Annotated in this window: 21 protein-coding genes; 5 read left to right on the top strand and 16 right to left on the bottom strand. The window is 45.7% G+C overall.

The genetic code is table 11. The features are described from left to right. Positions 1-3 precede the first annotated feature (3 nt). On the top strand, positions 4-672 hold the full coding sequence (locus R7Q41_RS10620) for a BON domain-containing protein (RefSeq protein WP_318144489.1): 669 nt from the start codon (positions 4-6) through the stop codon (positions 670-672). A 71-nt stretch (positions 673-743) separates the two neighbouring features. Here R7Q41_RS10620 and sspB read toward each other — a convergent pair whose 3' ends face one another. The 8 genes from sspB to zapE all read right to left on the bottom strand — a co-directional run bounded on the left by sspB (position 744) and on the right by zapE (position 7,454). Then, positions 744-1,229, bottom strand: a complete 486-nt coding sequence (gene sspB / locus R7Q41_RS10615; RefSeq protein ID WP_005387408.1) for a ClpXP protease specificity-enhancing factor — start codon at positions 1,227-1,229, stop codon at positions 744-746. A 17-nt stretch (positions 1,230-1,246) separates the two neighbouring features. After that, positions 1,247-1,882: a stringent starvation protein SspA gene (gene sspA, locus R7Q41_RS10610; protein WP_005372897.1), complete on the bottom strand. Its 636-nt coding sequence runs from the start codon at positions 1,880-1,882 to the stop codon at positions 1,247-1,249. A gap of 96 nt (positions 1,883-1,978) precedes the next feature. Then, on the bottom strand, positions 1,979-2,716 hold the full coding sequence (locus R7Q41_RS10605; protein ID WP_005372881.1) for a cytochrome c1: 738 nt from the start codon (positions 2,714-2,716) through the stop codon (positions 1,979-1,981). Further along, the gene (locus R7Q41_RS10600; protein WP_005372880.1) at positions 2,713-3,978 is read right to left on the bottom strand and encodes a cytochrome b; all 1,266 of its coding nucleotides are present in this window, start codon (positions 3,976-3,978) and stop codon (positions 2,713-2,715) included. The genes R7Q41_RS10605 and R7Q41_RS10600 overlap by 4 nt, the downstream gene beginning before the upstream one ends. Next, positions 3,978-4,568 carry a ubiquinol-cytochrome c reductase iron-sulfur subunit gene (gene petA / locus R7Q41_RS10595; protein ID WP_005372877.1) on the bottom strand — a complete coding sequence of 197 codons (591 nt, stop codon included), beginning with the start codon at positions 4,566-4,568 and terminating at the stop codon, positions 3,978-3,980. The genes R7Q41_RS10600 and petA overlap by 1 nt, the downstream gene beginning before the upstream one ends. Before the next feature lie 694 nt (positions 4,569-5,262). Then, positions 5,263-5,655 carry a 30S ribosomal protein S9 gene (gene rpsI / locus R7Q41_RS10590; RefSeq protein ID WP_005372876.1) on the bottom strand — a complete coding sequence of 131 codons (393 nt, stop codon included), beginning with the start codon at positions 5,653-5,655 and terminating at the stop codon, positions 5,263-5,265. Between the two features lie 15 nt (positions 5,656-5,670). Then, positions 5,671-6,099 (bottom strand): 50S ribosomal protein L13, encoded by a 429-nt coding sequence (gene rplM, locus R7Q41_RS10585; protein ID WP_005372872.1) that lies wholly within the window; start codon positions 6,097-6,099, stop codon positions 5,671-5,673. Positions 6,100-6,350: 251 nt separating this feature from the next. After that, positions 6,351-7,454 (bottom strand): cell division protein ZapE, encoded by a 1,104-nt coding sequence (zapE, locus tag R7Q41_RS10580; protein WP_005387411.1) that lies wholly within the window; start codon positions 7,452-7,454, stop codon positions 6,351-6,353. 195 nt (positions 7,455-7,649) lie between these two features. On the opposite strand from zapE, the gene zapG reads away from it, so the two are divergent. From zapG to degS, 3 genes are all read left to right on the top strand, one after another. Further along, positions 7,650-8,093 carry a Z-ring associated protein ZapG gene (zapG, locus tag R7Q41_RS10575; RefSeq protein ID WP_005379861.1) on the top strand — a complete coding sequence of 148 codons (444 nt, stop codon included), beginning with the start codon at positions 7,650-7,652 and terminating at the stop codon, positions 8,091-8,093. Between the two features lie 200 nt (positions 8,094-8,293). Next, positions 8,294-9,661 (top strand): Do family serine endopeptidase, encoded by a 1,368-nt coding sequence (locus R7Q41_RS10570; RefSeq protein ID WP_025768400.1) that lies wholly within the window; start codon positions 8,294-8,296, stop codon positions 9,659-9,661. A 190-nt stretch (positions 9,662-9,851) separates the two neighbouring features. Next, a complete protein-coding gene (gene degS, locus R7Q41_RS10565; protein WP_017633606.1) occupies positions 9,852-10,916 on the top strand; it encodes an outer membrane-stress sensor serine endopeptidase DegS in 1,065 nt (354 codons plus the stop codon). A gap of 37 nt (positions 10,917-10,953) precedes the next feature. Here degS and parC read toward each other — a convergent pair whose 3' ends face one another. From parC to nudF, 6 genes are all read right to left on the bottom strand, one after another. After that, positions 10,954-13,239 (bottom strand): DNA topoisomerase IV subunit A, encoded by a 2,286-nt coding sequence (gene parC, locus R7Q41_RS10560; RefSeq protein WP_017633605.1) that lies wholly within the window; start codon positions 13,237-13,239, stop codon positions 10,954-10,956. Between the two features lie 3 nt (positions 13,240-13,242). Further along, positions 13,243-15,123 (bottom strand): DNA topoisomerase IV subunit B, encoded by a 1,881-nt coding sequence (gene parE, locus R7Q41_RS10555; RefSeq protein ID WP_005387417.1) that lies wholly within the window; start codon positions 15,121-15,123, stop codon positions 13,243-13,245. 249 nt (positions 15,124-15,372) lie between these two features. Further along, the gene (gene yqiA / locus R7Q41_RS10550) at positions 15,373-15,957 is read right to left on the bottom strand and encodes an esterase YqiA (protein WP_005379875.1); all 585 of its coding nucleotides are present in this window, start codon (positions 15,955-15,957) and stop codon (positions 15,373-15,375) included. Positions 15,958-16,004: 47 nt separating this feature from the next. Then, complete coding sequence (cpdA, locus tag R7Q41_RS10545) at positions 16,005-16,811, bottom strand: 3',5'-cyclic-AMP phosphodiesterase (protein WP_213965524.1); 807 nt, start codon at positions 16,809-16,811, stop codon at positions 16,005-16,007. Positions 16,812-16,872: 61 nt separating this feature from the next. Next, positions 16,873-17,316 (bottom strand): DUF1249 family protein, encoded by a 444-nt coding sequence (locus R7Q41_RS10540; RefSeq protein WP_017633603.1) that lies wholly within the window; start codon positions 17,314-17,316, stop codon positions 16,873-16,875. Further along, positions 17,316-17,966, bottom strand: coding sequence for an ADP-ribose diphosphatase (nudF, locus tag R7Q41_RS10535; RefSeq protein WP_017820247.1), 651 nt, complete (start codon positions 17,964-17,966; stop codon positions 17,316-17,318). Before nudF ends, R7Q41_RS10540 begins: the two co-directional genes overlap by 1 nt. Before the next feature lie 229 nt (positions 17,967-18,195). Between nudF and tolC the strand changes: the two genes are divergently transcribed. Beyond that, entirely contained in the window at positions 18,196-19,524 is a 1,329-nt protein-coding gene (tolC, locus tag R7Q41_RS10530; protein WP_005379884.1) for an outer membrane channel protein TolC, read from the top strand. A 178-nt stretch (positions 19,525-19,702) separates the two neighbouring features. On the opposite strand, the gene hldE is transcribed toward tolC, so the two are convergent. Then, positions 19,703-21,133 (bottom strand): bifunctional D-glycero-beta-D-manno-heptose-7-phosphate kinase/D-glycero-beta-D-manno-heptose 1-phosphate adenylyltransferase HldE, encoded by a 1,431-nt coding sequence (hldE, locus tag R7Q41_RS10525; protein WP_017633601.1) that lies wholly within the window; start codon positions 21,131-21,133, stop codon positions 19,703-19,705. Between the two features lie 67 nt (positions 21,134-21,200). Further along, positions 21,201-24,044, bottom strand: a complete 2,844-nt coding sequence (glnE, locus tag R7Q41_RS10520; RefSeq protein ID WP_213885742.1) for a bifunctional [glutamate--ammonia ligase]-adenylyl-L-tyrosine phosphorylase/[glutamate--ammonia-ligase] adenylyltransferase — start codon at positions 24,042-24,044, stop codon at positions 21,201-21,203. Positions 24,045-24,056 lie beyond the last annotated feature (12 nt).

Genomic DNA, 24,056 nt, shown 5'->3' with positions numbered 1-24,056 from the left:
ATTATGATACGTAGCCTTGTTATCTTATTAACAGCATTGAGTTTAAGTGGTTGCGCAGGTTTGTTTATCGCAGGTGCAGCAACCACAGCGAATATTGTCACGGACACACGCACGACAAAACAAATCTGGCAGGACAATAACATCGAATTCGAAGTTGCGGCGATCGGCAATAAAGCACCGTTTAAAGGTGAAGTTCGTGTCGTTGCCAGTTCATATAATGGGACTGTAGTCCTTATGGGACAAGCTCCGACACAAGACCTTATCCTTGCTTTAGAGCGAAGGGCTCGAGAAGTTAGTGGTGTAAAAGTCATACACAATCAAATCAAACAAAAAGAGCCACTCACTGTTACCCAGATTAGCAATGACAGCTGGATCACAACCAAAGTAAAGTCAGCTTTGCTTACTGATTCTGAGCTTAATGGTGTTAAGGTTAAAGTGATCACCGAAGATGGCGACGTTTTTCTGTTTAGTTATGTCACGCCAGAGCAAGGCGATCGAGCGACAGAAATCGCGCGTAATATCTCAGGCGTAAAACAAGTCATTAAAGGGTTCCAATACGGCGAAATGGAGCCTGTTGAAGTGGACTTACCGAGTGACGGTGTACAAACAATAGAAAGTGAGGCAAGCACAGAAAATGAAGAGAACGTCGAAGTCTTTACGATTAGTGAGTAATTTCCAAAGTCTGGCTTGAAATCATCTTCAACAAGTTAAAAAGAAAAAAGCAGCGTAACGCTGCTTTTTTATTATTTAATCACTCTTAAGCTTGGTTTGCCTTTTGGTCGAGGAGCATCGTCCTCTTCGGCATCTGAATCAGAAACTAACTCAGAAGGCTCATCGCTAACCGTTGTGAACGATGGGGATGATTCTTCCTCGGTCATCGCTTCTTCTTCGATGTGAGTGTACGCTTCTTCTGGTTCAAACATAGTACCAGCACCATTCTCACGTGCATAAATAGCTTGAACAGCATACACAGGCACGATCACTGAGTGCGGACGACCGCTAAAGCGAGCATGGAAGGTAATCGCATCATTACCTAACTCAAGATTACCCACTGCACGTGGCGCAATATTCAAAATAATTTGACCATCTTGAATAAATTCAACCGGGACACGCACCCCTGGCATTGTTGCATCCACAACCAAGTGAGGAGTCAAGTCATTGTCTACTAACCAGTCGTAAAATGCGCGAAGCATATACGGGCGGCGAGCAGTCATTTTTGCAATATCCATAACGTGTTTTAAATCGCTTAGCGAACTAGGCGCATTTCACGTTCAGCTTCAGTCAAAGAAGCAAGGAACGAATCACGTTCAAATACGCGGTTCATGTATACCTTGATTTCTTTTGAACCAGGGCCAACAAGATCGATACCAAGTTGAGGCAAACGCCACAATAGTGGAGCTAGGTAACAATCGATCAAGCTGAATTCTTCGCTCATGAAGTACTCATATTCAGCAAAAATTGGCGCTAACGTCAGAAGATCATTACGCAGCTTTGTGCGTGCTTTTTCTGATTCTTCCGCATTACCTTTCATCACTTTTTCAGCGAGTGAATACCAGTTGCGTTCGATACGGTACATCATCAAGCGGCTGTTGCCACGAGCAACAGGGTAAACCGGCATTAGAGGTGGATGAGGGAAACGCTCGTCCAAGTACTCCATGATGATTTTTGAATCGTAAAGAGCTAGCTCACGGTCAACAAGAGTTGGCACTGATTTATATGGGTTTAGCTCAACAAGCTCAGCAGGAAGGTTTGCTTCGTCAACAAGCTCAACTTCAACACTTACGCCTTTTTCAGCTAGTACAATGCGAACCTGATGGCTATACAAATCTGATGCACTTGAGAAAAGAGTCATCACAGAACGTTTATTGGCAGCTACAGCCATGGAGCCCTCCAGTACACTTACAAATAAAAACAATGGAGGCTAAGCCTCCATTGTACATCAATTAAAATTGGGAATTAGCACGGTATTTTAGCACAATTAATGCACATCGCGCCAATACTCTTTCTTGAGCATCACAACAACGATGGTTAGAAGCACTAAGAAGCCCATTACCCACCAGCCTAAAGCATGACGCTCAAGCTGCACTGGGTCACCTGAATAAACTAAGAAGTTAACGAGATCGCCAACCGCTTTGTCATATTCGCCTTCACTCAGCTCACCCGTGCCATCGGTTTCAGTACCAACAACAACTTGTACTTCTTCGCCATCTACGATTTTCGTATCGTAAATCGGCGTCGGGATGCCCTGTAGCTCTTCAAGTACATGCGGCATACCAACACTCGGGAATACGATGTTGTTCACGCCGAATGGACGAGATGGATCAACATAGAAAGAGCGTAAGTAAGTGTATAACCAATCAGCACCACGAACTCGTGCAACCAACGTAAGATCTGGTGGTGGAGCACCAAACCAGTTTGCCGCTTGCTTCGGTGGCATAGCATTGACCATTAGATCACCGATTTTCGCTTCAGGATTGAAAATCAGGTTTTCTTTCATTAAGTCTGTTGGAATTTCCAAGTCTGTTGCTACACGCTCGTAACGCTGGTATTGCGTAGAGTGACAAGCAAAACAGTAGTTCATGAACAACTTCGCGCCGTTTTGTAGCGAAGCTTTATCCGTAAGGTCAACATTCGCTTTATCCAGCGGAACATTGGCCCCAGCTGCCATCGCTAGTGATGGCAACATAGCAAATAGAATTACAATCCACTTCTTCATTTGAATGTCACCCTCTCTGGTAATGGTTTGGTTGCTTCATTTTTGCTGTAGAAGAACAGCAACACAAAGAACATGAAGTAACACAAGCTAAAGATCTGAGATAGTAGTGTGTACGTTGGTGTAGCAGGTAACGCACCTAAAATACCCAGAGCGATAAAGGCGATAGTGAACTGTACAATATTCAATAAATGAAGTTTGCTACGGTAACGGTATGAACGAACTTTACAACGATCCAACCAAGGTAGAACAAACAGCACTGCAATTGACGCGCCCATTAGGATAACACCTAATAGTTTGTCTGGAACCGCGCGTAAGATTGCGTAGAACGGCGTGAAGTACCATACCGGAGCAATATGCTCTGGTGTCTTCAGTGGGTTTGCAGCTTCAAAGTTAGGCGGCTCAAGGAAGTACCCACCCATCTCTGGGTTAAAGAACAGCACGTAACAGAAGAAGAACAAGAAACCAGCGACACCGACCAAGTCCTTAACCGTGCCGTACGGATGGAAAGGAATCGAATCAATGATGTCATATTTCTTCGTGTAGTAATCGTGGAACTTGAATTGCGTTTTGTAATCGTCGCCCATTGAGCCTTTTGGCAGCTTAGTTTCGATACCATCCGGGTTGTTTGAGCCTACTTCGTGCAGCGCCAATACGTGCAGAACAACAAGAAGAAGCAAAACGATAGGCAGTGCAATAACGTGTAGTGCGAAGAAACGGTTTAGCGTTGCACCAGAGATGATGTAGTCACCACGAATCCAAAGTGTTAGGTCATCACCGATAACAGGAATAGCACCAAACAGGGAAATGATTACCTGCGCACCCCAGTATGACATCTGACCCCATGGAAGTAGGTAACCCATGAACGCTTCAGCCATGAGAACTAGGAAGATCAACATACCGAAGATCCACAACAGTTCACGAGGTTTTTGGTATGAACCGTAGATCAAACCACGGAACATGTGAAGATACACAACAACGAAAAACGCTGACGCGCCAGTGGAATGCATGTAACGCAGAAGCCAACCGTACTCTACATCACGCATAATGTATTCGATAGACGCAAATGCACCGTCACCTGAAGGAACATAGTTCATCGTTAGCCAAATACCCGTTAGGATTTGGTTAACAAGAACCAGCATCGCCAGAGAACCGAAAAGGTACCAAAAGTTGAAGTTCTTAGGCATTGGGTATTCAGACAAATGCTTTTTATAAGCATTCATTGCAGGAATACGCTTTTCAACCCAATCTAACATTGCTTGCATTATGCATCTCCCTCATCAACACCCACAATGAGCTTGGTATCGCTCAAATACATGTGCTTAGGAACGACAAGGTTCAACGGAGCAGGTACTCCTTGGAACACTCGACCAGCCATGTCGAACTTAGAACCATGACAAGGACAGAAGAAGCCAGATCTTACGCCCTGCACCTGCTCTGAGAAAGAGTCAGGTAGATAGGTTGGTGAACAACCTAAGTGGGTACAGAAACCAACTGCGACGAAAAACTCTTCCTTAATCGAACGAAACTCATTCTGAGCGTACTCAGGCTGCTGCTCCATTTCAGATTGTGGATCGCGAAGCTTATCACCGATCGATTTTAAGTTATCCAGAACGCTTTGAGTGCGGCGAACAATCCATACAGGTTTTCCCTGCCACTCAACACGAACCAGCTGACCTGGTTCAATTTTACTTATATCCACTTCAACCGGTGCGCCCGCCGCTTTGGCTTTAGCACTCGGATTCCATGATTTGATAAAAGGCACGGCGACGGCGACTGCCCCTAACCCACCAACAACTGCCGTTGTAGCGGTTAGAAAACGCCTGCGACCGTTATTTAAAGGCGCGTTGCTCATCCAAACATTCTCCCATTTGCTCCCTTTGGATCGTTATTATTCCGCTTATAAGAGCATGGCTAACAAATAATGAATTTAGTTCTATTTATTGGAGGGAAATGATAAAGAAAACCCTACTTTTTGACAAGATAAAGCTACCTTTTTGTAACATTTGTGAGGCAAATCGCTCGCGTCGTCACAAAAGCGGCAGAATTATAAAAAATTGATGTGATTTGTAACAAGAAAGCACCACATAGAAGCCCCGCTGAAAGCGGATAAAACCTTTTATCTTGGTAGTTTTCAGTTAATTACACAGAGAAATATTTCGTATTACGCGTTCAGCTTACTGTGTTTATATTTTCAATTTTGTAGCACGCAGAATGCTCAAAAAGGAACGTAAGTCATTTTAAAACATGTTACAGGAAGAATAAGATACAAAGACATTCTTGTTGATGAATACATCTATGCTGCATCGCAAGAGAAAGCGTGGTGAGTCGCGGTTAAATAAGGCACACATATAAAACGGCACTGGCAACCTTTCGACGAAGAGGACGAATAAGAAGGTCTGCTCGGAGTGTGATGATAAGTGAAGGCTGTTCGTTGCTTGAAGACAAGTATGATGTTTTTAAATACAAAAAAGCCCGGCATAGAGCCGAGCTTTTGGTACACAGTTTCCAGAGTAACTCTGAAAAGCATAATTCCCGATAAGAGGAAATTAACGCTTAGAGAACTGTGGACGACGACGTGCTTTACGTAGACCAACTTTCTTACGTTCAACGCAACGAGCGTCACGAGTAACGTAGCCAGCTGCGCGTAGAGCAGGACGTAGAGACTCATCGTATTCCATAAGCGCGCGAGTGATACCGTGACGGATAGCACCAGCTTGACCAGAAATACCGCCGCCTTTAACTGTTACGTAAAGGTCTAGCTTTTCAGTTAGTTCAACTAGCTCTAGAGGTTGTTGTACAACCATACGTGCTGTTGGACGACCGAAGTATTCGTCAAGGTTACGCTTGTTTACTACAATGTTACCGCTGCCTGGTTTAATGAAAACACGTGCAGCTGAGCTTTTGCGACGGCCAGTGCCGTAGTATTGATTCTCTGCCATTTTCGAAATCCCCAATTAGATGTCTAGTACTTGTGGTTGTTGAGCAACATGGTTGTGCTCAGCGCCCGCGTAAACTTTTAGCTTACGGTACATAGCACGGCCTAGAGGACCACGTGGAAGCATGCCTTTAACTGCAAGCTCAAGAGCCATCTCAGGTTTACGATCGATCAACTTTTCAAAAGTGATAGATTTTAGACCACCTGGGAATTCAGAGTGACGGTAGTACACTTTGTTCTTAGCTTTGTTACCAGTTACAGCAACTTTCTCAGCGTTGATAACGATGATGTAATCACCAGTGTCAACGTGAGGAGTGTATTCAGCTTTATGTTTGCCACGTAGGCGAGATGCAATTTCACTTGCTAGACGGCCAAGAGTTTTACCTTCAGCGTCTACAACGTACCAGTCGCGTTTTACAGTTTCTGGTTTAGCAACGAAAGTTTTCATGCTAACAATAACCCGTTAATTAAATTTTAAACTTTAAAGGAACACCCAATAGTGCTCCCACACTGTCTAAGAGCCCAGTCATCACCCCTTCGAGTCGTTGGTACTCTCGACCTTCAATTTCGAAATAACTTCGATAATCAGGTCTGCAGTAACGGTGGGTCGGAGGATTATAGAGAAGAGCGAAGAAAAAATCACCTTTTTTTGCGCCAAATCACTAATTTTTTCTTCACTTTTTTAAGAACCCATTGGATCTAGGCCAAATGTTCACGCGCGAGATACTCATGACTTTGCATCTCAGTAAGCCGAGACAAACAGCGCTTAAATTCGAACTCTAACTGCCCATCAGTATATAAGTCGGCCATTGGCACTTCAGCAGAAATAATCAACTTAACATTGCGCTCGTAAAACTCATCGACCAGCGCGATAAAGCGTCTCGCCGCATCATCGATTTTTCGGTTCATTTGTTGAACATCTGCCAGTAATACCGTGTGGTAAATACGAGACAATTCAATGTAGTCATTTTGACTGCGAGCAGTTTGACACAACTGAGCAAACGACGCATGCAGCACCCCGTCGCTTGCTTCAATCACCGCTAGTTGACGGTGGTTAACTTCGATTTGATGAGCAACAAACTGACGCTCTCCAGTCAGCTGCTGATAATATTTGTTAAGGTTTATGCTAGCCTGCTCATCAAGCGGGTAATGGTATATTTCAGCCTGTTCTAACGTTCTTAAGCGATAATCAACGCCACTATCGACATTCAACACTTCACAACGCGCCAAAATCATATCGATCGCGGGCAAAAAGCGCGCTCTTTGCAAACCGTTACGATATAAGTTCTGCGGCTCAATGTTTGAAGTCGCGACTAGGATCATCTGCCGCTTGAACATTTCTTGAAGTAGCGTTGCAAGGATCATCGCATCAGTAATGTCGGAAACAAAAAATTCATCAAAGCAAACCACATCGGCTTCTTCTTTAAATTTATCCGCCACTTTTGATAGCGGATTTTCGACATCACCTAACAGCTTCAACTCATCATGTACTCGATACATAAATCGATGGAAGTGGACGCGCATTTTTCTTTGGGTCGGTAAAGCATCAAAAAATGCATCCATAAGGTAGGTTTTACCGCGACCTACGCCCCCCCAAAAGTAAAGGCCTTTTGGTGGTTCAGGCTTGTCGATTTTTTTCCCCATTAGCTTTTGCCATTTGGAAAGCTGAGGCACAGGCGCTGACTGAAATTCAACGATAGCATGGTAAAGCTTGTCTAATGCAACGACCGCTTGATACTGAGCTTCATCACGCTGAAACCCGTGTTCTGCTATGTCTTTTTGATATTGTTGTAGTGGTGTCATCGTATTAAGTCGTATAGAGGTATAGAGAAAAGGGTTACCTCGGGGTCAACTTTGAGAATAGAGAGAAGTAGTTATCAGTCCCCGAAGACATACTGCTATTTTTCTTTATCGGCTGTTCAAGCCATAGTAACATGGACGAGCACCGCGTGTAACTAAGTAGTAAAAGACTTGTTAAAACAACTATAAGGAGCAGTTATGCCTTGGATTTATGCCATTGTGGGTTTGCTGGTCGGTACAATCGTAGGCGTAGTCATTAGTAGACTAACCACCCCTGAATACAAAAAACAAAAGTCTGTGCAGAAAGAACTTGAAGCGGCCAAGTTTGAATTAGAGCAACAACGTCAAGAGCTCGTCGATCACTTTGCACAAACCGCAGAAATGTTGGACACCCTAGGTAAAGATTACACCAAGCTATACCAACATATGGCCAAGACCTCTTCTGAGCTTTTGCCAAACTTACCAGAACAAGACAACCCGTTTGATAAGAAAACGGCAATGTCGTCTGAAACCATTGCAGAAGATCAACCAGAGTTTAACGAACAACCAAAAGACTACGCTAATGGCGCCACCGGTCTTTTGAAGGATCAAGAGAAAGAAATCATTAATGCTCCCGAAGCGGTAACCGCAAAAGCATCATAATCCTCTCTTACTTCTATCTAGGGCCGATACATTTGTATCGGCCCTTTTTTGAACTTTTTCACCTCACCTTCGCTCTAACTTGGGTGTGCACTGCCTCCCCTTTTGATTGTCCGAACTAGACCCTATATTAGTTATTAACAAAGTGAACTAACCGTTCGGATCTTTCTTTTTGGCAGACATGTTTCAAGAGGAGTTATTGGATGAAAAAACCACTGCTTGCGCTCACCGTTCTATCTCTGAGTTTGGGTTCGATTATTGCCCCAGTTCAAGCCACTGCCGCATTACCTTTGAATGTGGATGGCCAACAGTTACCTAGCTTGGCACCAATGCTTGAGAAGGTGACCCCAGCTGTTGTGAGTATTGCTGTAGAAGGTAAACAAGTACAAACCAGCCGCATTCCCGAGCAATTTCAATTTTTCTTTGGCCCAGACTTTCCTATGGAACAAAGGCGAGAGCGCCCGTTCAGAGGTTTAGGGTCTGGTGTCATTATTGATGCGAAGAAAGGCCATATTGTCACTAACTACCACGTGATCAAGGGGGCAGATGAGATTCGAGTTCGCCTCTTTGACGGGCGCGAGTATGACGCTACGCTCGTTGGCGGTGATGAAATGGCCGATGTTGCGTTACTTAAATTAGAGAAAGCGAAAAACTTAACGCAGATTAAAGTCGCGGATTCCGACAAACTGCGTGTCGGTGACTTTACGGTTGCGATTGGTAACCCATTTGGACTCGGTCAAACCGTAACTTCGGGTATTGTTTCAGCCCTTGGTCGTAGTGGCTTAAACGTTGAAAACTTCGAAAACTTCATCCAAACCGATGCCGCAATTAACAGCGGTAACTCTGGTGGTGCATTGGTCAACCTTAATGGTGAGCTGATCGGTATTAATACTGCGATTTTAGGCCCTAACGGCGGTAATGTGGGTATTGGCTTTGCGATTCCATCAAACATGATGAAAAACCTCACTGATCAAATTCTAGAGTTTGGTGAAGTCAAACGCGGCATGTTGGGTGTGCAAGGTGGCGAAGTAACCTCTGAGCTAGCTGATGCATTGGGTTACGAGTCAAGTAAAGGGGCCTTTATTGGTCAAGTCGTACCGGACAGCGCAGCCGATAAAGCAGGGTTAAAAGCCGGTGACGTAATTGTATCGGTGAACGGCAAAGCGATTAATACTTTCTCAGAGCTCCGCGCAAAAGTGGCAACACTGGGCGCAGGTAAAGAAATCACATTAGGTGTGGTTCGAGATGGTAAGAATAAAACCTTTGATGTAACGCTTGGCGAATCTACGAATATGAAAGCTAAAGCGGAGACATTACATGAGGGACTCAAAGGTGCGGAGTTAAGCAATACAACACCAAGTGATGTAATCCAAGGTGTTAAAGTATCGAGCGTTGCAGATAACTCTCCAGCGGCTCAATATCAATTACAACAAGGTGACATTATTATCGGTGTGAACCGTCAACGAGTGAAAAACCTTGCCGAGCTTCGTACAATCGTAGAGAAACACAAAGGTGTACTGGCTCTTAATATTCAACGTGGTGAACGTACTATTTATCTTGTCATTCGTTAACCACTTTCAACGTGATAGGAAATAAGGTTTTCGATGCATAGTACTGAGTGATAAGGCTCGATCACTTTTCCTTATCGCTCAATAACTAATGAAAAGGGCAGCGCGATGACGTACTGCCCTTTTGTTATTTTTCAATGTAATGCTATTCTTCATCTTCGATGCCATTTTGGCGCTCACGCATGGAGAGGATATGCTCAGCTTTTTATTACGTTCTGTCTTTTTAGGCTTGGCTACTGCCGCAGTGGTATTACTGGCGGTTCCATCTTTGCGCAACAACGTAATTCCTGCCGCGCTTGATCCTCAACCTGTTAATATCGCATCAGTCGAGTTGACGTTTAATCAAGCGGTCCGAAGAGCAGCGCCTGCAGTGGTAAACATCTACAGCCGTAAGTATGTTGAGAATGATCGCAGTAAACTCTCGACTCAAGGTCTGGGGTCAGGTGTCATTGTTAGTGAGAAAGGCTACATCATTACTAACTATCATGTGGTTGCTCAAGCTGATCAAATTGTTGTGGCATTACAAGACGGCAGAGCCGCAGCGGCTCAGCTCGTAGGGACAGATAAACGTACTGATATAGCCGTGCTGCGTGTCGAAGGTTCGAATTTGCCCGTAATCCCTCTGAACTCTAATTACAAACCACAAGTGGGCGATGTAGTACTAGCCATCGGTAACCCATACAACCTTGGACAAACCACAACGTTCGGCATTATTTCTGCCACAGGTCGTTCATCTATTAGCGATGGTCGTCAAGCATTCATTCAAACCGATGCCGCCATCAATGAAGGTAACTCTGGTGGAGCCCTAGTGAACACACAAGGCGAGCTCGTCGGCATTAACACCGCCTCTTTTCAGCAAGCGACAGACTTAGAAACTTACGGTATTTCTTTTGCGATCCCTGCGCCGCTAGCCAGTAAGATCATGCAGAAAATCATCGCTGATGGCCGCGTGATTCGTGGTTATATTGGAATCGACGGCCAAGACATTAATGCGGTCACTGCTCGCCTGCTTGGAAATGAACACATAGGTGGTATTGTCGTACTTGGTATTGATCCAAATGGTCCAGCCAATGCGGCAGGCTTCCAAAAGCAGGACATCATTATCAGTATTGATGGCAATAAAGTGCAAGGGCGTCAGAGCGTTATGGATATCGTCACCGATTTACGTCCTGGCACCACCGTGGACGTCGGTATCATTCGCAAAGGAAAAGAGATGACCTTGAAAGTCACCATTGCCGAAGACAAGCAAGAAGCATAAAAAATCCCAGCCATTGGCTGGGATTTTTATTTGTGCGTTACTCGCTATCGCTCGGTGTTTCCGTCGTATCGGAATCATCCAGCTCAACTTCAATGCGAGTGACTCGCTGCAAACCTCTCGGTAATAACCCACCTCGGCGACCACGTTCGCCACGGAAGTTATCAAGGTCAGACGGTTTAAGACCCAACTTTCGCTTACCCGCGTACAGCGTTAACGATGCACCTTTTGGTAAAGACATTAAGTGAGATAGTACTTCTTCTCGCTCTTTTGCTTTAGCAGCAGGAATGTTGATGATCTTATTCCCTTTACCTTTCGCCAGTTGTGGCAAGTCTTTGATTGGGAACAGCAGCATGCGACCTTGGTTAGTGATTGCTAAGATTTCATCAGAGTCTAAATCTTCAATCTCTTTTGGCGTCATGATCTCAGAGTTGGCAGGTAAAGTGACGAGCGCTTTACCACTGCGGTTTTTAGACAGCAAGTCCGCGCCTTTACATACAAAGCCGTAACCTGCATCTGAACCCACCAGCCACAGCTGATCTTCTTCACTCATGATGACTTGGCGAATACTGCTACCAGCCGTAATATTCAAGCGACCGGTAATCGGCTCACCTTGACTACGAGCAGAAGGCAGTGAGTGCGATTCCAGAGAGTAACTTCGACCGTCACTACCTAGGAATACCGCAGGCTGATTACTCTTACCTCGAGCATGCGCTAAATACTTATCACCCGACTTATAGTTTAAGCCTTCGGCATCCACGTCATGGCCTTTCGCGTGACGAATCCAACCTTTCTCAGAAAGCACAACCGTGATTGGCTCACTTGGTACGAGGTCACGTTCAGTCAGCGCTTTTGCTTCTGCACGCTCAACCATTGGAGAGCGACGGTCATCACCGTATTTCTCTGCGTCTGCTTTGATTTCTTTTTTCAGTAGTGTGTTCAGACGACGCTCAGAACCGAGTAGCTGTTCTAGCTTCTCACGCTCTTTCTCTAGCTCGTCTTGCTCACCACGGATCTTCATCTCTTCTAGTTTTGCTAGATGACGAAGTTTGGTATCTAAAATTGCATCCGCTTGGATATCGGTAATACCAAAGCGTTCCATCAGCACCGCTTTTGGATCGTCTTCAGTACGGATGATCTCAATCACTTCATCTAGGTTGAGGTAAGCAACCAACAAACCTTCCAAGATGTGTAGACGAGCCATTACTTTGTCTAGGCGATGTTGTAGACGACGACGCACAGTCGTACGACGGAACTCGATCCACTCAGACAGAATTTGCACCAGACCTTTAACTTGAGGACGGTTATCCAAACCAATCATGTTCAAGTTAACGCGGTAACTGCGCTCAAGATCCGTTGATGCGAACAAGTGGTTCATCAACAAGTCACAATCGACGCGGTTTGACTTAGGCACCACAACGATACGCGTTGGGTTCTCGTGATCCGATTCGTCACGAAGATCGTCAACCATTGGCAGCTTCTTCGCACGCATCTGGTTAGCGATTTGCTCAAGCAGTTTGGCACCCGATACTTGGTGAGGCAAAGAAGTGATAACAATATCAGAACCTTCTTTATGCCAAACCGCGCGCATTTTGATGCTGCCACGACCGTTGCGGTAAATCTTCTCGATATCCGCTTGCGGCGAGATAATTTCTGCTTCTGTTGGGTAATCTGGACCTTTGACATACTGCATCACGTCCGGCAGTTCTGCTTTCGGGTTGTCGATCAAATGAATAGTCGCATCTGCGATTTCACGAACGTTGTGCGGTGGGATGTCTGTTGCCATACCAACGGCAATGCCGGTTACACCGTTAAGCAGGATGTGAGGCAGACGTGCTGGCAACATTTGTGGCTCTTTCATTGTGCCATCAAAGTTAGGTTGCCATTCAACCGTGCCCTGGCCAAGTTCGCCAAGCAATACTTCAGCAAACTTAGACAGTTTTGCTTCGGTATAACGCATTGCCGCAAATGATTTCGGATCATCTGGCGCACCCCAGTTACCTTGACCATCCACTAATGGATAGCGGTAAGAGAATGGCTGAGCCATCAATACCATCGCTTCGTAACACGCTGAATCACCGTGCGGATGGTATTTACCTAGCACGTCACCAACGGTACGTGCAGATTTTTTGTATTTTGCTGATGCAGAGAGACCAAGCTCTGACATCGCATAAATGATGCGTCGTTGAACCGGCTTTAAGCCATCACCAATGTATGGCAAGGCGCGGTCCATGATTACGTACATCGAGTAGTTCAGATAAGCGTCTTCAGTGAACTTGCGCATTGGCAATTGTTCGACGCCATCGTAGGTAATTTCTGTAGACATCCGTTACACCTCTGCCAAGTCGCCGTTGTTTTGTAGCCAAGAACGACGGTCATCTGCACGCTTTTTACCTAGCAGCATGTCCATCATTTCCATGGTCGCCGTAGAGTCGTCAATGGTTAACTGCACTAAGCGACGCGTGTTCGGATCCATGGTGGTTTCACGCAACTGAAGTGGGTTCATCTCACCCAGACCTTTGAATCGTTGCACGTTGATTTTGGCTTTCTTCTTCGACAAGCGCTCTAAAATGCCATCTTTTTCATCGTCATCGAGGGCGTAGAACACTTCTTTCCCGCAGTCGATTCGATACAGAGGCGGCATCGCCACATAGATATGGCCCGCTTCCACTAGTGCGCGGAAGTGACGAGTAAATAGAGCACAAAGCAGCGTTGCGATGTGAAGACCATCCGAGTCCGCATCGGCAAGGATACAGATCTTACCGTAACGAAGACTCTCGAGGTTGTCGCTATCTGGGTCAATACCCAAAGCAACAGAAATATCGTGTACTTCTTGAGACGCAAGAACTTGATCGGCAGAGACTTCCCACGTGTTCAAGATCTTACCACGCAGTGGCATCACGGCTTGGAATTCACGGTCACGTGCCTGTTTTGCCGAGCCACCCGCAGAGTCACCCTCCACAAAGAAGATTTCAGTGCGACTTAAGTCCTGTGCTGAACAGTCGGTCAACTTACCTGGCAGTGCTGGGCCGGACGCCACTTTCTTACGTACGACTTTTTTCGCTGCTCGCATACGACGGTGTGCGTTAGCGATACAGACTTCTGCCAATTGCTCTGCGAGCTGAGGCTTTTCGTTCAACCAAAGACTGAACGCATCTTTTACAACGCCAGAGACAAATGCCGCGGTTTGACGAGAAGACAGACGTTCTTTGGTCTGGCCTGCAAATTGCGGGTCTTGAATCTTAACCGACAGCACGTAAGAACAGCGGTCGAAAACGTCATCACCCGTTAGCTTCACGCCACGCGGTAATAGATTACGGAACTCACAGAATTCGCGCATCGCTTCCAACAAGCCTTGGCGTAAACCATTAACGTGCGTACCACCTTGAGCGGTTGGGATCAGGTTAACGTAGCTTTCGGTGATCATCTCACCACCTTCTGGCTGCCAAATTACCGCCCAGTTTGCCGCTTCGGTATCCGCCAAGAACTCACCAGTAAATGGTTCTTCAGGAATAACTGGATAGCCTTTTACACCTTCCGCAAGATAGTCTTTCAAACCATCTTCGTAGTACCACTTATAGTCTTTGCCATTAACTTTGTCGGTTAATGTGATTTCTAAGCCCGGACACAAAACCGCTTTTGCGCGCAGGTTGTTGACTAAGCGCGTCACAGAGAAGTTAGCCGAATCAAAGTACTTCGCATCAGGCCAGAAATGCACGCTGGTACCGCGATTGCGACGACCACATGTGCCAGTTACGGTCAGATCAGACACTTTCTCGCCGTGTTCAAATGCAATTTCATACACTTGACCATCACGACGAACTGTTACTTCAACGCGTTTTGACAACGCGTTTACTACAGATATACCTACCCCGTGCAAACCACCAGAGAATTGGTAGTTTTTGTTAGAGAACTTACCACCCGCATGTAGCTTACATAGAATTAGCTCTACGCCTGATACTTTCTCTTCTGGGTGGATATCAACAGGCATGCCTCGACCATCATCGATCACTTCGAGTGATTGGTCAGCATGTAGGATGACTTGTACTTTTGAGGCATGTCCGGCTAGCGCTTCATCGACACTGTTGTCGATAACTTCTTGGCCCAAATGGTTTGGGCGCGCTGTATCCGTATACATCCCTGGTCGGCGACGTACTGGCTCTAAGCCATTCAGTACTTCAATGGCACCAGCATTATATTGTTCAGTCATAATACGGAATTATTCTCAAAGTTTACTTGTTGCCTGAGTATCACCAATGGGCGTACCCATACTCAGGAAACGAAAAAGCCACCCTGTTCACATCACTAAGAGTTTGTAAACATGATGCATAACAAAGTAGCCAGGGTCCTCGACCCTTAAGATCTTTTGGCAAAACATAGTCGGAAAGCATACCGCCCATGTCAAGAAACGGTTGGATATATCAATAAAAACTATGAGCCTTTTCCAATCGCTTTCGAATTACAGTTCTAGAAATTCGATAATCTGTGCAGGATAACGCTCAAAGCCTACAAAACTGTGATCACCGCCTTGTTCTACTGTTTGCTTAGCGTCTGCAAACTTATCTACCGCTTGTCGATAGTCTAAAACCTCATCTTCTGTTTGTTGCAATAACCAAAAAGAATGTGGCGACGCGATGCTTTGTACATCAAGAGCTTTTAACTCGTCAATATGACAAGCTTCAAGTGTATAGGTTTCATGCGTATATGGGTTAGTTTGCTTACCCAAATAATCTACTAGCAACTCATAAGGCTTGACTGCGGGGTTGACCACTACCGCTTTAAACCCAAACTTGTCATTTAGCCACGTTGACATAAAACCGCCTAATGAACTGCCCACTAGACCAATTTTATAGTCGTCTTTATATTGCTCGATAATATCCAACAACATTTTCGCCGCTTGCTGAGGATAACAAGGTAACTGGGGAACAATCACCTTGATATCAGACCTATGTTGCTCGCAGTAGGCTCTCATCACATTCGCTTTCATGGAGAGTGGAGAGCTATTAAAGCCATGGATATAGAGAAGAAGTGAAGGTTTACTCATAGATATCTCGCACAAAAAAGCGAGCCCGAACAGAGAGCTCGGGCGCGTTAGTAGCCGTTAGAAGAGAAGTCTGGTTGGAACTGGCCATCAGGAAGCCGACCTACTTGGGTCGTAATATCGCCACAAGCGTGTAGTTGCAGCTCCCGCCAACCAGGCGAAGTGGTATCAAGGGCAAAATCATCCGAGTTAGGCTTAAACTGAACACAAGTTGAGGGTGCTGCCATCACTCGAATGCCCTTGTGAAGCACATTCATATCTTGATGAACATGACCACAGAGAATGCCTTTCACGTTATCAAAACGCTCGACAACCTGCCAAAACGCTTCGGCATCTTTTAAAGTATGTTGATCAAGCCACGCGCTTCCCACCAGTAACGGGTGATGATGCAACAAAACAAGTGTGTGTCTTTCTGGGTGTTCGGCTAGCTTTTCTTCGAGTAGCGTTAATTGCTGATCACTCAAGCGCCCATGAGGAACGCCAACAACTTGCGAGTCTAAAAGAATTAACTGCCAATGCTCGCCAAGCAACACATGCTCTGCGGCTTTGATTTGTGGCGAAGGCAAAACACTGCCCATATTAGGCTTGTAATCATGATTACCAGGTAGCCAAAAGCAGTCTTTCTCTAGCGGTTCAATGCCGTTGGCAAAGCGCTGATAAGATTCTGCACTATGGTCTTGGGAAATATCGCCCGTCGCCAAGATGTAATCAAACGCCACGTTGCGGCGTAAAACATCAGCAACAACAGCATTAAAGCTATCGACTGTTTTTACGCTTAGCAAACTTCCCTCATCGGCAGCAAACAGATGAGTATCCGTAATTTGTAAAAGTTTGATGCTGTCACTAGATGATTGCAAAATGAAAACCTGATTCGTCCACTATATCGTTATTTGTTATTTTCCTTTAGTGACGTGACGATCAATTGAAGGCAAGTGGTGTTCTACTGATACCACTTCGTAAACAAAACGTCAGCCATTCACCGAGGAATGTGTTTAATTGATGCTTTTCATCTTTCTGCATCAGTTGGTCATTGGGATAATCATACTTAGCTTTTATGCGAGAGAACTCTCCGCTTGAGCATACTTCGGCTACTCTCGCATCATGATAAAGCCTGACAGACATCGTCGGTAAAGGAAACACTGGCGTTTCATCACTCTGACATATCTCAACAACTGTGGTGTATTTTGTGATTTCATTCACGGTCAATTGGTAAACCATGTTCGCCGCTTGGTAGCAACGTACATCCCCAACTTCGGCAGAAGCAGGCAATAAGGCGTTCAACTTAGCGTAGTTGGTCTCATACGTTCTCATAAGACCAGCTAAATCAACATGATATTGTTGTTTTTCAGCCAATTGTGCCATTACTCACTCTCCACCGTTTGGGATTGTCCCCATTCTGACTTTAACTCTTGATGGTGTAATTGCAGCCATTGCAACGCAATAATCGACGCACCATTTTCAAATTTCCCGTCCTTCACCCATTGATACGCCGTTTCACGACTCATGACATGAACTCGGATATCTTCATTCTCATAGTCTAAACCATGAATGCCGTGCGCTTTAGACGCATCCACTTCACCAACAAAGACGTCTAGCTTTTCCGAGCAACCACCAGCCGAAGGATAATAAGAAGTGACAGGTACAACGCGCCCTACCTGAATCCCCGCTTCTTCGACAGCCTCTCGACGAATTACGGCTTCAGCAGATTCATCGCGGTCAATCATACCGGCGACAATTTCTAGCTGCCAAGGGTGTTCATGTTCCAACGCGCCAATACGAATCTGTTCAATGATTACGACCTGGTCCGTCTTTGGATCATAAGGAAGCATCGCTGCTGCGTGACCACGCTCGAACATTTCTCGTTCGACAACTCCACTCCAACCACCAGCAAATAGCCTATGCTGAAAGCGGTATTTCACCATTTTGAAAAAACCTTCAAATAAGGTTTCTTTCGAGATGACTTTTACATCTCGCGAAGTAAAATCTTGTTGTTGTTTGTCACGCTGTTGCATTCAACACCTCTCTGAGTGAATCCTGTAGTTTACTCATTGTTATTCGCTTGCTCAAAGGACTTGGCTCAACTTTTTGTATAATAGTTACAAATTAATTTAAGTCTTTGCTAAAAATTTATTGCACAAGTGGATAATTACGTGTAAAAAAGTGCAAACTTTAGAGTAAATATCGTGCAAATTGAGTTAAACTACTGAGAATTAACCAATCTATGGACCGCGGGAATAGAAAATGAAAAAATTGCTTCCACTATTTATCAGTGCAGCGCTAGGTAGCATGAGTACGTCTGCGTTCGCAGACTCTTTGGCTGAAATCTACGACTTGGCAAAACAAAATGATCCACAATTGCTCAGTGTAGCAGCACAACGTGACCAAGCTTTCGAAGCAATCACCTCAAGCCGTAGTGCTCTATTACCACAGATCAACCTTACTGCGGGTTACAATTTAACTCGTGGTGATACTGAATACGATTCAAATCTAATTAGCGACGTATCAAACGATGGCAACGCGCTAACCGCTGGCGTTAGCTTTTCACAAGCACTTTACAACCGCGCATCTTGGATCTCTCTAGATACTGCTGAGAAAAGTGCTCGCCAAGCAGACGCAACTTACGCAGCGACGCAACAGGCACTGATTCTTCGCGTGTCACAAGCGTATTTTGAAGTTCTACGCGCACAAGATAATCTTGTTTTCGTACGTGCAGAAAAAGCCGCGGTTGGCCGTCAACTTGAGCAAACTAAACAGCGTTTTGAAGTAGGTTTGTCTGCAATCACTGACGTGCATGACGCACAAGCTCAGTACGACCAAGTGCTAGCGGACGAAGTGTTGGCAGAAAACGCGCTAACTAATAGCTACGAGTCACTGCGTGAAATTACAGGCCAAGAGCACAAAGATCTCAACATTTTGGACACTGGCCGCTTCACTGCTAGCCCATCGACCGTACCAGCTGAATCCCTCATTGATGAAGCAAAAACCAAAAACCTGACCTTGCTATCATCACGTATTCTTCAAGACATTGCGCGTGACAATATTTCACTAGCAAGCTCTGGCCACCTACCAACGCTCTCTCTAGACGGTGGTTACAACTACGGTGATACTTCTCATAGCTCTCGTGACAACACGACAGACAACTTCAATATTGGTGTGAACCTTGCTGTACCGCTATACACAGGTGGTAACGTAACCTCTCAAACCAAACAAGCTGAATACGCGTACGTGGCAGCAAGCGAAGATCTTGAAGCACAGTACCGTAGCGTAGTCAAAGATGTTCGCGCACAAAACAACAACATTAACGCCTCTATCGGCGCATTACGTGCGTATGAGCAAGCGGTTATTTCTGCACGCTCTGCACTAGAAGCAACAGAAGCTGGCTTTGATGTAGGTACTCGTACTATCGTTGATGTACTGGACGCGACTCGTCGTCTATACGATGCGAACAAAAACCTATCGAACGCTCGTTACGACTACATTTTAAGTGTTCTTCAGCTACGCCAAGCAGTTGGTACGCTAAGCGAACAAGACATCTTGGACGTTGATGCAGGTTTGAAAGCGGCAAAATAACCGCTAACTGAATACTTCAGGTCTTAATAAATAAAAAACGCCAGTTGAGTTATCAGCTGGCGTTTTTTATTACTTGTAGTTCAGAGCCTAAAAGTGTCTCTGAGCATCAAGTATCAAAAAGGCCGCACTTAGCGACCTTTATGAGCAAATAGCATTTCAATGCTAACAAACAGCAGGCTTAGCCCTTACCGCCTTTGATTGCATTAATGATTTCACTGGTCGAGCAGCCATCTTCAAAGTTCAATACACGAACTTCACCACCCGCCGCAATGACTTCTTTACCACCAGCAATCTCTTCTGGTTTGTAGTCACCGCCTTTTACTAGCAAGCTTGGTAGAACTTCTGAGATCAAACGCTGCGGCGTATCTTCACTAAATGGTACAACCCAATCCACAGCGCCCAAACCTGCCAACACCGCCATGCGGCGATCGGTTGGGTTTACCGGACGACCAGGGCCTTTAAGGCGTTTTACTGACTCATCGGTATTTACCGCAACGATTAGGCGATCGCCCAGTTCAGCAGCATGGTTTAAGTAAGACACATGCCCAGCGTGCAGAATATCAAAGCAGCCATTTGTCATAACGACTTTCTCGCCACGAGCTCGTGCTTTTTTCACCGCTTCGATCAGTGCTTTTTCTGAAATCACACCGTAATCCGTGTCTTGGCTGCCATGTACCGCTTCTGCTAATTCAATCTCAGAAAGCGTTGACGTGCCTAGTTTACCAACTACAACACCTGCCGCTGCGTTTGCTAGTGCACACGCTTCTTCAAATGATTTGCCTGCGGCAACAGACGCTGCCAATACAGAGATAACCGTGTCGCCCGCACCTGTCACGTCGTACACTTCTTTCGCTTGAGTTGGAAGGTGGAACGGTTCCTGACCACGACGAATCAAGGTCATTCCGTTTTCGCTGCGTGTCACTAAAAGCGCTTCAAATTCAAACTCTTCAACCAAAGCCAATGCTTTCTCTACTAGCTCTTGGTCAGATTTCACTTTACCTACAACGTCTTCGAACTCTTTCATGTTTGGCGTAAGAAGTGTTGCGCCACGGTAGCGTTCAAAATCCGCACCTTTCGGGTCAATGAAAACCGGAATATTTGCTGCGCGCGCTTTTTGAATGTATGCCTGAACATGCTCTAACGAGCCTTTTGCGTAGTCAGACATAATCACGGCTTTAACGTTTGGCAGTGCGGCATCCATTCGAGATAACACTGGTGCAGAATCTGTGTTTTCAAACTTGTCTTCGAAGTCGAGACGAATAAGCTGTTGTCCACGGCTCATTACGCGAAGCTTCGTAATCGTTGGGTAATCAGGCAGTGCAACGAAATCGCACTTCACATTGAGTGAGCTCAGCGTCTCCGTCAGCACTTTTGCAGGCTCATCTTCCCCAGTTAGACCAACAATGTGAGCATGGCCACCTAGTGATGCGATGTTCATCGCAACGTTCGCAGCACCACCAGGACGCTCTTCATTGTTTTCTACTTTTACAACAGGAACCGGCGCTTCAGGAGAAATGCGCCCGGTTGGGCCATACCAGTAACGATCTAGCATGACATCACCGATGATGAGCACACCAGCGCTGTTGTAATCAGGTAGAATTGGTTTCATTGTTGGTCTCCAAAAATTAAATCGAAGTGAGTTTATCACAGCCCTTATCGAGGCTAAATATATGGTCTTAACTGAACCACTGATTCCAAGCCTGTTTTACCCACTCCCTTTCGGCAACAAACTTATCTTCCACCACATCAGCGTCTAAATTGAGTAGATTTCGGCGGTGTATTTCGTTGCGCATTGTCGTGTAAGCACGTATCAACTGCATTGCTTGGTCTTCGTCCATGACATTTTGCGCAATGAGCGTTTCAAAGATGCGCACATTATCACACCAACGCGTCAATTTCGGCTTATCGTGACTATAGTTGAGCACTAGGTACTGAGCGAGAAATTCGATATCGGTAATCCCACCTACATCTTGCTTGAGCATAAAGCGGCCTGGCTTTTTCCCCCCAAGATGACCGCGCATTTTTTCTCTCATTTCGACAACGTCTTTTTTCAGTTCAGCTTGATCGCGTGCTTTGCACAACACATCATGCCGCGTATTGTGAAATGCGATCGCCAGTGGTTCATCACCATAAATCATGCGCGCGCGGACAAGTGCTTGATGCTCCCATGTCCACGCGTCTTGATGTTGATAGTCGTCGAACGCGTCCGTTGGGCTAACCAACAAACCCGATGCACCGGACGGACGCAATCGGGTATCGACCTCGTATAAAATACCGGAAGCGGTGCGAGTGGAGAAAATATGAATGATACGCTGTGCTAAACGAAGGTAGAACTGACGACCATCAATCTCTTTTTTGCCGTCAGTGTAGACATTGACTGGGCAGTCATGCATGAAGACAATATCCAAATCGGAGTTATAGCCGAGCTCCCACCCTCCGACTTTACCATAACCAATTACAGCAAAGCCTTTGCCTTCACGATCTTTCACATGCGTTGGCTCGCCATACTTTTCAGATACTTGCAACCAAGCCTGACTGATCACCGCATCCACGATAGCTTCCGCTAAATAAGTTAAATGGTCACTCACTTTCATCACTGGCAATGCGCCAGCAATATCTGCCGCTGCAATACGCAAAATACAAATTTGCTTAAACTGACGCAACGCTTCCATTTGCTGTTCCATATCATCTTCAGGAATACGTGCCAAATAATCACGCAGCTCTGTACGGTAACTGTCTAATGGAATGGGATTGTACAGCTGCGCAGGGTCGATCAACTCATCAAGCAAGATAGGATAACGAGACAGCTGCTCTGAAATCATTGGGCTTGCGGTACACAAACGTACGAGCTGCACCAGAGCCGCTGGATGCTCATCCAATAATTCCAAGTAAGTTGTGCGAGTGCAGATGTTGTGTAGCAAGTGAAGTACACGAGATAAACCAAACTGTGCATCAGGATGGGCAAAGACCGCATCAAACACTTTCGGCATCAAACGGTTGAGCACTTCGCGTCCACGTGGGCCTAACGTTTTTTTGGCCAGATCGGTTTTAAAGTTGATGATGGTTTTCGCGCATGAAGCAAAGTCTTCAATCTGAATATCCTGCTGCAAGATATGCTCAAGAACGTCTTGTTTGTCGGCCATATCCCATAGCTCATGAAAATGACGAGCAACAGTAGTCCCCTCGTCTTCTTCATCATCACCAATTAGTGATTCAAAAACTTGGTGAACATTTGCCATATGCTGCTGGGTTTGCTCAATTAATTGCTCCCAACAGCTCATTTTCATCGCAGTGGCGAGCTTTAAGCGTTCGGTTTCGCAATCAGGCAGCGTCTGGGTTTGCTTATCCGCCATTGCTTGCAACAAGTTTTCTAATTGACGCAAGTACTTGTATGCAGCTTCTAGATCGCTGACTTCTTTTGGAGTAAGCAATGCCAGTTCTTCAATGCCTTGCAGCGTTTCCAACAGCCCTCGATTACGCAAAGAAGGCTCTCGACCACCTCGAATCAATTGAAAAACTTGAGCGATAAATTCAATTTCTCGGATGCCACCCGCACCTAGCTTAATGTTGTTATTCAACCCTCGGCGGCGAACCTCGCTACTGATCATCGACTTCATTCGTCGCAAAGATTGAATCGCACTGAAATCAATATAACGACGAAAAACAAAAGGGCGCAGCATTTGGCGTAGCTCTTGATACTGCGGGTACATCTCACATCCCATCACCCGAGCTTTGATCATCGCGTAACGTTCCCAATCTCGCCCCTGTTCTTGGTAATAATCTTCAAGTGCGGCATAGCTCATTACCAAGGGGCCACTTTCTCCAAATGGGCGAAGTCGCATGTCGACGCGGTAGCAAAAACCATCGAAGGTTTGTTGGTCGAGCGCTTTGATGATGCGTTGACCAAGACGAGTAAAGAACTGGGCATTGGCAATGCTGCGGCGTGCGCCTTGGGTTTCGCCATTCTCTGGATACGTGAAAATTAGATCAATATCGGAAGAAAAGTTTAACTCGCCACCACCCAGTTTCCCCATGCCGATAATTAACATCGGCTGCACTTCACCGTCCTCACTTGTTGGCGTGCCCCACTCCTGACAACACACTTGATATTGCCATTGATAGGTTTCAAAAATCATCGCTTCTGCCAACTCAGATAAGTGGCTTAAAGACGTCTCTAGCGACCATGCATGCGTGAAATCCTTCCACGCAATGTACACCATTTCTCGATTGCGAAACTGACGCAACACGCGATGACCAGACATCTCATCAGGACATTGTTCCAACAGTTCAGCAAGACGCGAGCGGTAAGACTCCTGACGACTTGGCTGCGCTAACATACTTGGCAACTCACGGGCTAGGACTTCATCGCGATGAATGGCTTCGGTTATAAATTGGCTTAAGCCCGCCACATAACGAAATTGCTGCGCAACCTCATCGGGCCAAAGGGGAAAATAACCTGCGTCTTGGGCGTTTTGTACGGCAGATTCAGCGATAGAAATCAGTGGCGAAGGCAGCTGCATTTTTCTTCCTTG

This window comes from Vibrio sp. 2096 (genome assembly GCF_033339595.1).
GTDB classification, from domain to species: Bacteria; Pseudomonadota; Gammaproteobacteria; order Enterobacterales; family Vibrionaceae; genus Vibrio; species Vibrio alginolyticus.
Note: the sequence above shows the minus strand (reverse complement) of the source record. Positions and strands in the feature narration are given on the sequence as shown.